General features: G+C 64.7%; 13 protein-coding genes. 11 read left to right on the top strand and 2 right to left on the bottom strand.

What is annotated here, in order from left to right:
* The first annotated feature begins 59 nt into the window (after positions 1-59).
* The 6 genes from lapB (at position 60) to cysM (ending at position 6,421) form a co-directional block, all read left to right on the top strand.
* Complete coding sequence (gene lapB / locus AB3X95_RS06555; RefSeq protein WP_184226312.1) at positions 60-1,235, top strand: lipopolysaccharide assembly protein LapB; 1,176 nt, start codon at positions 60-62, stop codon at positions 1,233-1,235.
* A 126-nt stretch (positions 1,236-1,361) separates the two neighbouring features.
* Positions 1,362-2,765 (top strand): UDP-glucose/GDP-mannose dehydrogenase family protein, encoded by a 1,404-nt coding sequence (locus AB3X95_RS06550; protein ID WP_184226311.1) that lies wholly within the window; start codon positions 1,362-1,364, stop codon positions 2,763-2,765.
* Positions 2,731-3,738 carry a D-glycero-beta-D-manno-heptose-7-phosphate kinase gene (gene rfaE1, locus AB3X95_RS06545; RefSeq protein ID WP_217910439.1) on the top strand — a complete coding sequence of 336 codons (1,008 nt, stop codon included), beginning with the start codon at positions 2,731-2,733 and terminating at the stop codon, positions 3,736-3,738. The genes AB3X95_RS06550 and rfaE1 overlap by 35 nt, the downstream gene beginning before the upstream one ends.
* A gap of 96 nt (positions 3,739-3,834) precedes the next feature.
* On the top strand, positions 3,835-4,827 hold the full coding sequence (rfaD, locus tag AB3X95_RS06540; protein ID WP_368620929.1) for an ADP-glyceromanno-heptose 6-epimerase: 993 nt from the start codon (positions 3,835-3,837) through the stop codon (positions 4,825-4,827).
* Between the two features lie 78 nt (positions 4,828-4,905).
* A complete protein-coding gene (locus AB3X95_RS06535) occupies positions 4,906-5,280 on the top strand; it encodes a helix-hairpin-helix domain-containing protein (RefSeq protein WP_176124342.1) in 375 nt (124 codons plus the stop codon).
* A gap of 238 nt (positions 5,281-5,518) precedes the next feature.
* Positions 5,519-6,421, top strand: coding sequence for a cysteine synthase CysM (cysM, locus tag AB3X95_RS06530; RefSeq protein ID WP_018435653.1), 903 nt, complete (start codon positions 5,519-5,521; stop codon positions 6,419-6,421).
* A gap of 111 nt (positions 6,422-6,532) precedes the next feature.
* Here cysM and mltB read toward each other — a convergent pair whose 3' ends face one another.
* Positions 6,533-7,711 (bottom strand): lytic murein transglycosylase B, encoded by a 1,179-nt coding sequence (gene mltB / locus AB3X95_RS06525; RefSeq protein WP_368620928.1) that lies wholly within the window; start codon positions 7,709-7,711, stop codon positions 6,533-6,535.
* Between the two features lie 334 nt (positions 7,712-8,045).
* On the opposite strand from mltB, the gene AB3X95_RS06520 reads away from it, so the two are divergent.
* Together AB3X95_RS06520 and AB3X95_RS06515 are read left to right on the top strand one after the other, a co-directional pair.
* The gene (locus tag AB3X95_RS06520) at positions 8,046-8,969 is read left to right on the top strand and encodes a histone deacetylase family protein (protein WP_368620927.1); all 924 of its coding nucleotides are present in this window, start codon (positions 8,046-8,048) and stop codon (positions 8,967-8,969) included.
* A gap of 3 nt (positions 8,970-8,972) precedes the next feature.
* Positions 8,973-9,782, top strand: coding sequence for an enoyl-CoA hydratase (locus AB3X95_RS06515; RefSeq protein ID WP_368620926.1), 810 nt, complete (start codon positions 8,973-8,975; stop codon positions 9,780-9,782).
* A gap of 27 nt (positions 9,783-9,809) precedes the next feature.
* Here AB3X95_RS06515 and AB3X95_RS06510 read toward each other — a convergent pair whose 3' ends face one another.
* Positions 9,810-10,715: a lysophospholipase gene (locus AB3X95_RS06510; RefSeq protein ID WP_368620925.1), complete on the bottom strand. Its 906-nt coding sequence runs from the start codon at positions 10,713-10,715 to the stop codon at positions 9,810-9,812.
* Positions 10,716-10,954: 239 nt separating this feature from the next.
* Between AB3X95_RS06510 and AB3X95_RS06505 the strand changes: the two genes are divergently transcribed.
* Genes AB3X95_RS06505 through AB3X95_RS06495 form a run of 3 tightly spaced genes read left to right on the top strand, consistent with a single transcriptional unit; the run spans position 10,955 to position 13,478 of the window.
* Entirely contained in the window at positions 10,955-11,989 is a 1,035-nt protein-coding gene (locus AB3X95_RS06505) for a methionine ABC transporter ATP-binding protein (protein WP_176124337.1), read from the top strand.
* The gene (locus AB3X95_RS06500) at positions 11,979-12,632 is read left to right on the top strand and encodes a methionine ABC transporter permease (protein WP_008924321.1); all 654 of its coding nucleotides are present in this window, start codon (positions 11,979-11,981) and stop codon (positions 12,630-12,632) included. Before AB3X95_RS06505 ends, AB3X95_RS06500 begins: the two co-directional genes overlap by 11 nt.
* A 48-nt stretch (positions 12,633-12,680) precedes the next feature.
* Positions 12,681-13,478, top strand: a complete 798-nt coding sequence (locus AB3X95_RS06495) for a MetQ/NlpA family ABC transporter substrate-binding protein (protein WP_176105396.1) — start codon at positions 12,681-12,683, stop codon at positions 13,476-13,478.
* Positions 13,479-13,633: the final 155 nt, after the last annotated feature.

The following is a 13,633-nucleotide window of genomic DNA, read 5'->3' as shown; positions in this document are numbered from 1 at the left end:
CGCGCGCGCTCCGAGCGCGGCTTTTCGTTTTCGCTTTTCCGCACATTTGCATTAATCGCATGGATCTAGACTTCTGGTGGCTGCTGGTCATACCCGTCGCGTTCGCGTTCGGCTGGATGGCGGCGCGCTACGACCTCAAGACGCTGCTGTCCGAAAGCGCCAACCTGCCGCGGTCGTATTTTCGCGGCCTGAACTTCCTTCTCAACGAGCAGCCCGACCAGGCGATCGATGCATTCATCGAAGTCGTCAAGCTCGACCCTGAAACGGTCGAATTGCATTTCGCGCTCGGCAATCTGTTCCGCCGCCGCGGCGAGACGGATCGAGCGATTCGCGTGCATCAAAATCTGCTGAGCCGCGCGGACCTGCCGGTCAACGAGCGCGATCACGCGCTGTACGAACTCGGCCAGGACTTCCTGAAAGCGGGTCTGCTCGACCGTGCCGAAGAAACCTTCCGCTCGCTGCAAGCGGGCGATTACGCGCTGGGTGCTCAGCGCGCGCTGTTGACGATCTACGAGATCGAGAAAGACTGGGTCAAGTCGATCGATACCGCGCGCCACCTCGAAACGATGGGCGCACCGTCGCTCGACAAGGAAATCGCACAGTTCCACTGCGAACTTGCGCAGGAAGCGCTGCAGCAGAAGAAACCGGACGAGGCGCGTCATCAGCTCGGGCTCGCGCTGAAGGCGAACCCGACCAACGTGCGCGCGACGATCCTGTTCGGCGATGTCGACGCGGCCGGCGGCGCGCCGGAAGCGGCGATTGGGCAATGGCGCCGCGTCGAGGAGCAGAACCCCGCGTATCTGCCGCTCGTCGCCGAGAAGATCATGAAAGCGTATGAAGCGCTCGGCCGCGCGCAGGAGGGCGCCGATCTGCTGACCACGTGGGTCGACCGTCATCCGAGCAACGATCTGCTCGACGTTGCGTATCAGCACGTCGCATCGCTGCGCGGCGCCGATGCTGCGCATGCGCTCGCGCGCACGCAAATGCAGAAGTCGCCGAATCTGGCCGGCATGACGCGTCTGCTCGAAGCGCAGCAGGCCGTCGCCGAAGAGCCGCGGCGCGGCGAGCTCGAACTGATGCGCACACTGATCCGCCAGCGCACCAAGAATCTGCCACGCTATACGTGCCAGAATTGTGGTTTCAGGGCCCGGCTTTTCTACTGGCAGTGCCCGGGATGCAGCGGTTGGGAAACCTATGCGCCGCGCCGCGTCGAGCCGATTGCCGCGCCGAACTGACGCCGCATGCGCGGCGGTGGCCGCGTCGGCGTTCATTGGCGCGCAATCGCCCCGCGAATTTCGCAACGAGTTTATCGCCGGCCTCACGAGCGGCATTCATCACCGGAACCATCTACCGGACAGCGTATGAAAATCACCATTATCGGCACCGGCTATGTGGGCCTTGTCACCGGCGCGTGTCTCGCCGAAATCGGCAACGACGTCTTCTGTCTCGACGTCGATCAGCGCAAGATCGACATCCTCAACAAAGGCGGCGTGCCGATTCACGAACCGGGCTTGCAGGAGATGATCGCGCGCACGCGCGCGGCCGGCCGCATCACGTTCTCGACCGATGTCGCGGCGAGCGTCGCGCACGGCGACGTGCAGTTCATCGCGGTCGGCACGCCGCCCGACGAAGACGGCTCCGCCGACCTGCAATACGTTCTCGAGGCCGCACGCAACATCGGCCGCACGATGAACGGCTTCAAGGTGATCGTCGACAAGTCGACGGTGCCGGTCGGCACCGCGCAACGCGTGCGCGCGGTGATCAACGAAGAGCTCGCGTTGCGCGGGCTCGCCGGCAGCGCGCAGCATCGCTTCTCGGTCGTGTCGAACCCCGAGTTCCTGAAGGAAGGCGCGGCCGTCGACGACTTCATGCGCCCCGACCGTATCGTGATCGGTATCGACGAAGACGAATCGGGCGCACGCGCGCGTGAGATGATGAAGCGTCTGTACGCGCCGTTCAACCGCAACCACGAACGCACGCTGTACATGGACGTGCGCTCGGCCGAGTTCACCAAGTACGCGGCCAACGCGATGCTCGCGACGCGCATCTCGTTCATGAACGAGATGTCGAATCTCGCGGACAAGGTCGGCGCCGACATCGAGGCGGTGCGCCGCGGCATCGGTTCCGATCCGCGCATCGGCTATCACTTCCTGTACGCGGGCTGCGGCTATGGCGGCTCGTGCTTCCCGAAGGACGTGCAAGCGTTGATTCGCACCGCGAGCGAGAGCGGCCACAACCTGCGCATTCTCGAGGCGGTCGAGGAAGTGAACGACCAGCAGAAGGACGTGCTCGTGAACAAGATCGCCGCGAAGCTCGGCGAGGATCTGAGCGGCCGCACGTTCGCGGTGTGGGGCCTCGCATTCAAACCGAATACCGACGACATGCGCGAGGCGCCGAGCCGTCGCGTGATCGGCGAGCTGCTCGCGCGCGGCGCAAACGTGCGCGCGTACGATCCGGTCGCCGTGACCGAGGCGCAGCGCGTGTTCGCGATGGATCTGCACGCGGCGCCCGAGCAGCTCGCACGTCTCACGTTCACGAACACTCAGGACGAAACGCTGACCGGCGCCGACGCGCTCGTGATCGTGACCGAATGGAAGGAGTTCAAGAGTCCTGATTTCGTGCATCTGAAATCGGTGCTGAAGACACCGCTGATTTTCGACGGCCGCAATCTGTACGAACCGGACGCGATGATCGAGCTCGGGATCGACTATCACGCTATTGGACGCCCCTATGCCCAACCCTCTGAACTTCCGGCCGATGCCTGAGGCCATGCCCGCGGCGCCCGCGTCCACCACGGCGCAGAAGCTCACGTTCGTGCCGCGCGGGCAGCTCAATGCGGCGCGCGTGCTGGTAGTCGGCGACGTGATGCTCGACCGTTACTGGTTCGGCGACGTCAACCGCATCTCTCCGGAGGCGCCAGTACCGGTCGTGCACGTGCAGCGCCAGGAAGATCGCCTGGGCGGCGCGGCGAACGTCGCGCGCAACGCGGTCGCGCTTGGCGCGCAAGCGGGTCTGTTGTGCGTGGTCGGTCATGACGAGCCCGGCGAGCGCATCGTGCAGCTGCTCGACGAAAGCGGCGTGACACCGCATCTCGAACGCGATCCGGCCTTGCTGACGACGATCAAGCTGCGCGTGCTGTCGCGTCAGCAGCAACTGCTGCGCGTCGATTTCGAAAACTCGCCGGCGCATGAAGTGCTGCTAGCGGGGCTTGCGCGTTTCGATGAGCTGCTGCCGTCGCACGACGTGATCCTGATGTCCGACTACGCGAAGGGCGGCCTCACGCATGTCACGCAAATGATCGCGAAGGCGCACGCGGCCGGCAAACCGGTGCTCGTCGATCCGAAGGGCGACGACTGGGAGCGCTATCGCGGCGCGACGCTGATCACGCCGAATCGCGCGGAATTGCGCGAGGTCGTCGGACAGTGGAAGTCCGAGGAAGATCTGATCGCGCGTGTCACGAAGCTGCGCGCCGAACTCCAGTTCAAGGCGCTGCTGCTGACGCGCTCGGAGGAGGGCATGACACTCTTCGCCGACGATGGCATCCTGCACGCATCGGCTGATGCGCGCGAAGTGTATGATGTGTCGGGCGCGGGCGACACGGTGATCGCGACGCTTGCCGCGATGCTCGGCGCGGGTCTTTCTCTCGTCGACGCGGTCGGGCTCGCGAATCGCGCGGCCGGCATCGTGGTCGGCAAACTCGGCACCGCCACCGTCGACTACGACGAACTCTTCTCCTGATGCAGCCCGCGGGGCTGCCGTCGTCCGACGGACCAGCGGACCCCGCGGCGTTGACTGAACGAAGCTCACTACAAAGCTCACTACGGCAGGATCATCATGACCGTCATCGTCACCGGCGCGGCCGGTTTTATCGGCAGCAATCTCGTGAAGGCGCTCAACGAGCGCGGCGAACAACGCATCATCGCGGTCGATAACCTCACGCGCGCGGACAAGTTCAGGAATCTGGTCGACTGCGAAATCGACGACTATCTCGACAAAACCGAATTCGTCGAGCGCTTCAGGCGCGGCGACTTCGGCAAGGTGCGCGCGATTTTCCACGAAGGCGCCTGCTCGGACACGATGGAAACCGACGGCCGCTACATGATGGACAACAACTACCGCTATAGCCGCGACGTGCTCGACATCTGTCTCGCGCAGGACGTCCAGTTCCTGTATGCGTCGTCGGCGGCGACGTATGGCGGCTCGAGCCGCTTCGTCGAGGAGCGCGAGGTCGAGCAGCCGCTCAACGTGTATGGCTATTCGAAGTTCCTGTTCGACCAGGTGATTCGCCGCGTGCTGCCCACGGCGAAAAGCCAGATCGTGGGCTTTCGTTATTTCAACGTGTACGGTCCGCGCGAAACGCATAAGGCGCGGATGGCGTCGGTCGCGTTTCACAACTTCAATCAGTTCCGCGCCGAGGGCAAGGTCAAGCTGTTCGGCGAATACAACGGCTATGCGGCTGGTGAGCAGACGCGCGATTTCATCTCCGTCGAAGACGTCGTCAAGGTCAATCTGTTCTTCTTCGATCATCCGGAGAAGTCGGGCATCTTCAATCTCGGCACCGGCCGCGCGCAGCCGTTCAACGACATCGCGAGCACCGTGGTCAACACGCTGCGCGCGCTGAACAACGAGCCGGCGCTGTCGCTCGCGGATCAGGTGCAGCGCGGCCTGATCGAATACGTTCCGTTTCCCGACGCGCTGCGCGGCAAGTACCAGTGCTTCACGCAGGCCGATCAGTCGAAGCTGCGCGCGGCCGGCTACGACGCGCCGTTTCTGAGCGTGCAGGAAGGTGTCGATCGTTACGTGCGTTGGCTGTTCGGCCAGGTGTAATTAGTACGCCGTCCTCTTTAAACTGGAATCTCCTGGCCGGTGATGGTCGCCGGCCAGTGGCAACAGGGAGATTCCAATATGTTTCGAAAAGTACTGGTTACCGCGGCGATGCTCGCCGCTTTCGGCCACGCGTATGCGGCGGTGGACGTCAACACGGCTAACGAAGACGCGCTGCGCGGCATTAAGGGCATCGGTCCGGCAAAAGCCAAAGCGATCGTCGACGAACGCAATGCGCACGGCCCGTTCAAGGACGCGGCCGATCTCGGCAAGCGCGTCAAGGGCATGGGCGGCCACACCATCGAGCGCCTGCAGGCGGAGGGTCTCGCTGTCGGACCGGCTGGCGCGGCTGCTAGCACGCAGGTTGCGGCAGCTGCAGCGGCCAAGGAGCCGGCCGCTGCGGCCGCGCCCGCCGCCACGCAGAAGGGCGCCGCCGCAGTGGCGGTGAAGAAGTAAGCGGCCGCGAGCCTTGCGCGTGTCATGCTGACGAGCGGCTTGCGGCGCGCAGGGTCCGCGAACATCCCACTGCTCCGATTTGCACACACCACTTCCCGCGGCTCGCAGCCGCGGGCTTTTTGCGCCGCAAGCGGCATGCATCCATGCGGACAGAAGGGCTGCAGGGCAGCGCCGGAGTTCGTGGTTTAGAATCGATAGATTGAAGACACTCTCTCGCGCATCGATCGCTAGACCCCCTATGGCATACAAAACGATAGAAGACACGGTCGGCAACACGCCGCTCGTACAACTCGTCAGGCTTCCCGACGACGAGATCCGCAGCCGCAACAATGTGATCCTCGCGAAGCTCGAGGGCAACAACCCGGCGGGGTCGGTGAAGGACCGTCCGGCATTGTCGATGATCAAGAAGGCCGAAGCGCGCGGGCGCATCAAGCCGGGTGACACGCTGATCGAGTCGACCAGCGGCAATACAGGCATCGCGCTCGCCATGGCCGCGGCGGTCCGCGGCTACAAGATGGTGCTGATCATGCCGGAAGATCTGTCGGTGGAGCGCCGTCAGAGCATGGCGGCCTACGGCGCGGAAATCATTCTGACGCCGGTCAAAGGCGGCATGGAGTACGCGCGAGATCTCGCCGAGCAGATGCAGCGCGAAGGCAAGGGCATCATCCTCGATCAGTTCGCGAACCCGGACAATCCGGCTTCGCACATCGAAGGCACGGGCCCGGAAATCTGGCGCGACACGGAAGGGCGCATCACGCACTTCGTGTCGTCGATGGGCACGACCGGCACGATCATGGGCGTATCCACGTATCTGAAAGCGCAGAACCAGCAGATCGAAATCATCGGCGCGCAGCCGGAAGAGGGTTCGCGTATTCCGGGTATTCGCAAGTGGCCGGAAGCGTATCTGCCGAAAATCTTCGACCGTAGCCGCGTCGACCGTGTGGAGAACGTCAGCCAATCCGCGGCCGAGGCGATGGCGCGCCGGCTGGCGTCGGTCGAAGGCATCTTCGCGGGCATTTCGTCGGGCGGTGCGTGCGAAGTCGCGCTGCGCATCGCGCGTCAGGTCGAGAATGCAACGATCGTGTTCATCGTCTGCGACCGCGGCGACCGTTATCTGTCCACGGGAGTATTTCCCGCGTAAGCGGGTCGCCGGGCGCCTTCGCGGGCGCACGAGCCAATGAAAAGCGCCGGTCGAGCCGGCGCTTTTTTACGTCCTTCAACGCGAGGCGCGCATGGCGCCTCGCGGGGCGACTCACTGCGAATTTGAGTTCGACTGATCTGTCTGACCTTGCGACGCGCCGCCGTTGTTGACCGCCTTCGCGGCATTCGCAGTGTCGATTGCTTCCATCTGGGCCTTGACCTTCTGACCGAGTTGATACACCGCAAGCGCATAGAAGAAGCTGCGGTTGTAGCGGGTGAGCACGTAGAAGTTCTTCAGGCCGAGCACGAACTCGGTGCCGCGCCCCGGCGTCGGCAGATCGACCACCGTGACCGGCGTACCCGCTTCGGAAGCAATGTCGACGTTCGGCTCGTTCAGTACGAGACCGGCGCGCAGCAACTGGTCGAGCGGCCAGTGCGGCTCCGGCTGGCCAGTGGCCGCCGCCTGCGCGACACCGAGGCTGCCCGCGTCCGAGGCGATTCGCCATACCACCGGCCGGCCGCTTTCCCAGCCATTCTGGCGCAGATAATTCGCGACGCTGCCGATCGCGTCGGCATCGCTCGTGCGCAGATCGATGTGCTTGTTGCCCTCGTAGTCGACCGCGTACTGGACGATGCTGCTCGGCAGGAACTGCGGAATGCCGATCGCGCCCGTGTATGAACCGAGCACCGTGTTCGGGTCGATCTGCGCGTCGCGCGTCCACACCAGGTAGTCTTCGAGATTCTTGCGGAAGGTCGCCTGGCGGTCCGCGCGATTCGCGGTGTTCGGATAATCGAAGCTCAGCGTGGTCAGCGCATCGAGCACGCGGAAATTACCCATGTAGCGGCCGTAGATCGTCTCGACGCCGATAATGCCGACGACCATCTCCGGCGGCACGCCGAACTCCTGATACGCGCGCTGCAGCGTGGCCCGGTTCTCGCGCCAGAACTGCACGCCGGCATTGACGCGCACCGGGTCGAGAAAGCGCGCCTGATACGAGCGCCAGTTCTTGATCGACGGCGTCAGCGACGGCGTGACCAGCTTCACCGCGGTCGCCGAGTAGCTGACGCCGGCAAACAGCGCATGCAGCGACGCTTCGTCGAAATCGTAGCGCGCGACCATCTCGTTGATGAACGCATCGACGTTCGCGTTGTTCGCATAGCGCTGCGGAATGATCTCTTCCTCAAACGTTTGCCCTTGCGGGACCGGCTGTTGCGGCTGGCTCTGCGCGAGCTGCACCGAGGCTTTGCGCGTGGCGCTTTGTGCGCTCGCGGGACTTGCTGCGATGAACATGCACGATGCGACGGTCAGTGAGGCGGCGAGGGAGTTGAGGCGAAGCCGGTTGCGTGGGGATCCTGCGGACAGAGCAAGCTTGACGGTCATGGTGAGCAGTGAGCGCGATGCGTGAAAGGCTGGAAGCAGTCGGAAAGCGGCAGGAACGAAACGGCGAATAACGGGTCGGGGAAGTATACCCGACGGCTCCCGCAAAACCGTGCTGAATCGGCGACAGCGGCGTCGTGTGGTAACTTGACGAATGTAGGCGCGCGGGGGCGCGCGCCGCTCGACGGAGACACGCCGCGCGCGCAATTGATGCGCCGCGCCGTAGAAGAGACGCACAACACGAACTATGGCAACAGGTTTCTATTCCCACCCCGACTGTCTGCTGCATGACATGGGACAGTGGCATCCCGAGTGCCCCGCGCGCCTGCAGGCGATCGAGGATCAGTTGATCGCGAGCCGCATCGACGCGCTGATCGAGCGCGAGTCGGCGCCGCTCGTCGACGAGGCCGCGCTGCTGCGCGTGCACACGCGGGCGCACGTCGACTACATCCGCGGTCGCTCGCCGCTCGAGGGCGTCGCCGAAATCGATCCCGACACGACGATGAACCCGCACACGTTGCGGGCCGCGTTGCGCGCGGCGGGCGCGGCGGTCGCCGCCACCGACGCGGTGATCGAAGGCCGCTACGACAACGCGTTCTGCAGCGTGCGCCCGCCCGGCCATCACGCGGAGCCGGCGCGCGCGATGGGCTTCTGCTTCTTCAACAACGTCGCGATCGCCGCACGCCACGCGCTCGACGTGCATGGTCTCGCGCGGGTCGCCATCATCGACTTCGACGTGCATCACGGCAACGGTACCGAGGCCGCATTCGCGGGCGACCCGCGCGTGCTGATGTGCAGCATCTTTCAGCATCCGTTCTATCCGTTCACGGGCGCCGACAACCAGGCGTCCAACATGTGCAACGTGCCCATGCCGGCGCGCTCGAACGGCATGGCCGTGCGCGAAGCGGTCGATATGCTGTGGTTGCCGCGCCTGCACGAGTTCAGGCCGGAGATGCTGTTCATCTCGGCCGGCTTCGACGCGCATCGTGAGGATGACCTCGGCAACATGGGCCTCGTCGAAGACGATTACGCGTGGATTACCGACCAGGTGCGCGAGATCGCGCGGCGCTACGCGCGCGGGCGCATAGTCAGTTGTCTCGAGGGCGGCTACAACCTGTCGGCGCTCGGGCGCAGCGTGGTCGCGCACGTGCGCTCGCTCGCGGAGATCTGAGCCATGAACGTCAACCCCGTCAATACCGGCGACGCGTCGCTGGTCACCATCGAACCCGACGCGTATCGTGTACCGGGCGTCGTGCGCGTAACGATGAACCGGCCCGATGCGTTCAACGCGCTGTCCGAAGCGCTGCTCGACGAATTTCAGCAGACGCTGACCGACATCGCGAAGACCGATGCCCGCGTGGTCGTGATCGCCGGCGCGGGCCGCGCGTTCTGCGCCGGGCACGACCTGAAGGAAATGCGCGCGGCGCCGTCGCTCGCGTACTACCAGCAGCTGTTCGCGCGCTGCACGAAGCTGATGCTGACGATCCAGCGCCTGCCGCAGCCGGTGATCGCGCGCGTGCACGGCATCGCGACCGCGGCCGGCTGCCAGCTCGTCGCCATGTGCGATCTCGCGGTCGCCGCCGAGACCGCGCGCTTCGCCGTATCGGGCGTGAACCTCGGGTTGTTCTGCGCGACACCGTCGGTGCCGCTGTCGCGCAACCTGTCGCGCAAGGCCGCGCTCGAAATGCTGCTGACCGGCGATTTCATCGACGCCGCCGAAGCCCGCAAGCAGGGGCTCGTGAACCGCGTCGCCCCAGCCGATGCACTCGACGACGAAGTCGCGCGGCTCGCCGCGAGCATCTGCGCGAAGCCGGTCGAAGCGGTCAGCGCGGGCAAGGGCCTGTTCTACCGCCAACTCGAAATGGGCATCGAGGCCGCGTACCAGCTCGCCGGGCAGACGATGGCCTGCAACATGATGGACGACTCGGCGCTCGAAGGCGTGCAGGCTTTCATCGACAAACGCGCGCCGGAGTGGAAGCGCTAGCCGACGGCTACCACGCGCCGCATCTTCTCAACTCCGTCCCACCGACCGTCTTTCAATCCAATCGACCAACCCCGCGATCACCCGATCGCGGTCGAGGTCGTTCATCGTCTCGTGATAGCTGCCCTCGTGCAGCGTGAGCGTCTTGTCCGGCGAACCCGCGTGCTCGCCGAACGCGCGGCTGCCGTCGGGCTCGGTCAGTTTGTCGTCGGTGCCGTGAAACACGAGCAGCGGCATGCGCAGCCCCGCGCGGCCACGTTCGATGCGCGCCATCGCCAGCAACAACTCGGCGCCCGTGCGCGCCGGAATCGCGTCGTGATGCACGAGCGGATCGTTGAGGTTGGCTTTGACGACCGGCTGAAGGCGCGACAGCAGCGCGGGGTCGATCTTCATCGCCGGGAAGCCCGGATAGACGCGGCTGATCACCTGGCTCAGCGCGAGCATCCACTTCGGCACGTCGCGCCCCGGCGCAAGCGCGGGGCTCGACAGGATCAGACCACTCAGGCGCCTCCCGCTGGCGTCGAGACGTTCGATCGCGTACAGCGCGGCCACCGCGCCACCCATGCTGTGGCCCATCAGGAAGAGCGGCGCGCAGCTTTGCGCGGCGGCGTCGAGTAGCGCCTGCGCATCGAGCAGGTAGTCGTCGAAGCGTTTTACATAGACGCGCCTGCCGGGCGCGTGGCCATGGCCGCGAAGATCGACCGCGACGAGTTCGATGCCCGCCGCGTTGAGCCGGTCCGCCACGGCCGCGTAACGGCCGGCATGCTCGGCGAGGCCGTGCAGCAGCGCGACCGTCGCGCGTATCGGCCCGTTCGGCTGCCAGCGATACAGCGGCAACTCGATGCCATCGGCGGTCGTGATCGACGCGCGCTGCGGCGCTTCCTTATTAAGACTGCCGGCGCTCGCGCGCACCGTGTGGCTCGGGGAAGTTTGCATGGCGGTAGGCTGTGCGGAAGGGGGTGGTCCGATCATAGTCGGAGCGGCGCGATGCGCGAGAGCTTTGTACGTAACGCGCGGCTCTAATGCCCATTGGTTATGAAAAGATCGGAATTGATTATTAAAGGGTATGTCGGCGCTGCGGTAGAATGGCGACCTTAAATCCCAAATAAAAGAAACGGCGGCCGCTTGTCGGGAGCATGACGCTCGCCGGCAGCCTCCGCCGTTTTCGTTTGTCCATGATCGAAATACGCAATGTTTCCCAGCGGTTCGCCGGACCCCGGGGCTGGGTCGAGGCGCTGCACAACGTCAATCTGACGATTCCGGCGGGCGAGGTGTTCGGCATCATCGGCCGCAGCGGCGCGGGCAAGAGCACGCTCGTGCGCACGATCAACCTGCTGACCCGCCCATCCGAGGGCAACATCCTAGTCAACGGCCGCGATCTGACGACGCTGCCCGCCGCGCAACTGCGCGACGCGCGTCGCGAGATCGGCATGATCTTCCAGCACTTCAATCTGTTGTCGTCGCGCACCGTGTACGAGAACGTCGCGCTGCCGCTCGAACTGGCCGGCATGAAGCGCGACGAAATCGAGGCGAACGTGCTGCCGCTGCTCGAACTGGTCGGACTGTCGGCGCAGAAGGACCGCTATCCGGCGCAGATCAGCGGCGGGCAGAAGCAGCGTGTGGGTATCGCTCGCGCGCTCGCGAGCAAGCCGAAGGTGCTGCTGTCGGACGAGGCGACCTCGGCGCTCGACCCCGAAACCACGCGCGCGATCCTCGATCTGCTCAAGCGCATCAACCGCGAGCTGAACCTGACGGTCGTGCTGATCACGCACCAGATGGACGTGATCAAGCAGGTCTGCGATCGCGTCGCGGTGCTCGACGCGGGCCGCGTCGTCGAACAGGGCAAGGTGATCGACGTGTTCCTGCAGCCGCACCACGAAGTCACGCGCGCGCTGATCGGCGACGTGATCGCGCAGGACTTGCCGCCCGCCATGAAGGCGCGTGTCGCACAGCGCCTGAAGACCGGCAGCGGCCATCTGCTGCGCCTCGCGTTCACCGGTTCGGGCGTGGATCAGCCGATCCTGTCGGAGACGATTCGCCGCTACGAGCTCGACTTCAATATCCTGCACGGCCAGATCGATGAAATCCAGGGGCAGGCGTTCGGCTCGCTCGCGGTGCTCGCGGGCGGCGATCCGGCCAAGGTCGCGCAGGCGATCACGTTTCTGCGCGAGCAGGGTGTCGTAGTGGAGGAGCTCTCGCATGTTGAGTGAAATGTTCGATATGTTCGTCCAGTCGTTCTGGGAGACCCTCATCATGGTGGGTATCTCCGGGCTGATTGGCGCCGTGGTTGGCGTGCCGCTCGGCGTGCTGCTGTATCTGACCGACCGCCAGGGCGTGCTCGAAAACGTCGCCGTCAATCGGGTGATGGGCGTGATCGTCAATGCGGTGCGCTCGACGCCGTTCATCATCCTGCTGGTCGCGGTGATTCCGTTTACGCGGCTCGTCGTCGGGTCGTCGATCGGCACGGCGGCGGCCATCGTGCCGCTGACGATCGCCGCCGCGCCGTTCATCGCGCGCCTCGTCGAAACGGCGCTGCGCGAAGTCGACCGCGGGCTCATCGAGGCGGCCCAGGCGATGGGCGCGACCACCAGCCAGATCGTCTTCAAGGTGCTGTTGCCGGAATCGCTGCCGGGCGTGGTCGCCGGTTTGACGATCACATTCGTGTCGTTGGTCGGCTATTCGGCGATGGCCGGCGCGATCGGCGGCGGTGGCCTTGGCGACCTCGGCATCCGCTACGGTTATCAGCGCTTCCTGCCGGAAGTGATGCTCGCGGTCGTGCTGATCCTGATCGTGTTCGTGCAACTGGTGCAGTCGTTTGGGGATTGGCTCGTGCGTCGTTTGAGCCATAAGTAAACAAGGGCGTTCGGAAGCCCGCTCATAGAGATTCGGAAAAGGTCCATCATGCAACGTCGCCTCATTCTCAAGTTGGCCGCCGCGCTCGGCGCGGCAACGCTCTTCGCCACCACCGCGGCGCATGCCGAAGACACGATCAAGGTCGGCGTCACCGGCGGCCCGCACGCGCAGATCATGGACGTCGTGAAGACGGTCGCCGCGAAGAACGGCCTCACCATCAAGATCGTCGAATTCTCCGATTACGTGCAGCCGAACGCGGCGCTCGCGAGCGGCGATCTGGACGCGAACAGCTACCAGCACGACCCGTACTTGCAGGCGCAGGTGAAGGACCGTGGCTACAAGCTGATCCGTGTCGCCGATACGGTCACGTACCCGATGGGCATCTACTCGAAGAAAGTGAAGTCGCTCGCCGAACTGCAGCCGGGCGCGAAGATCGCCGTGCCGAACGATCCGACCAACGGCGGCCGCGCGCTTCTGCTGCTGCAGAAGCAGGGCTTGCTGAAGCTGCGCGCCGATGCCGGCCTGAAGGCGACGCCGCTCGACATCGTCGACAATCCGAAGAAGCTGAAGATCGTCGAGCTCGACGCGGCGCAGATTCCGCGTTCGCTGGGCGACGTCGATGCCGCCGCGATCAACACCAACTTCGCGATGGAAGCGGGCTTGAAGCCGAAGCAGGACGCCATCGCGATCGAGGACCCGAAGGGTCCGTACGTAAACGTGATCGCGATTCGCGAAGCGGACAAGAACAAGCCATGGGTCGCGAAGCTCGTCGCGGCGTACCACTCGCCGGAAGTGAAGCAGTTCGTCGACAGCAAATTCGGCGGCTCGGTGATCACCTCCTGGTGATGCAATGGTCCACGAACCAGCAGAACACGACGGCAATGGGAAATTAGAGGTCGGAGTCGGAACCCGGGGTTGTTTCCCGGGTTTTTTAGAGATTAAAATAGAACGATCGTTCGATATTGCCGTCACGCCGCGGAGGAGCGATATCCTTCCGCAAA

Source organism: Paraburkholderia sp. BR13444 (assembly GCF_040948755.1).
In the GTDB taxonomy this organism is placed as follows: domain Bacteria; phylum Pseudomonadota; class Gammaproteobacteria; order Burkholderiales; family Burkholderiaceae; genus Paraburkholderia; species Paraburkholderia youngii.
The sequence above is the reverse complement of the archived record's forward strand: the minus strand, read 5'-3'. Positions and strand labels throughout refer to the sequence as shown.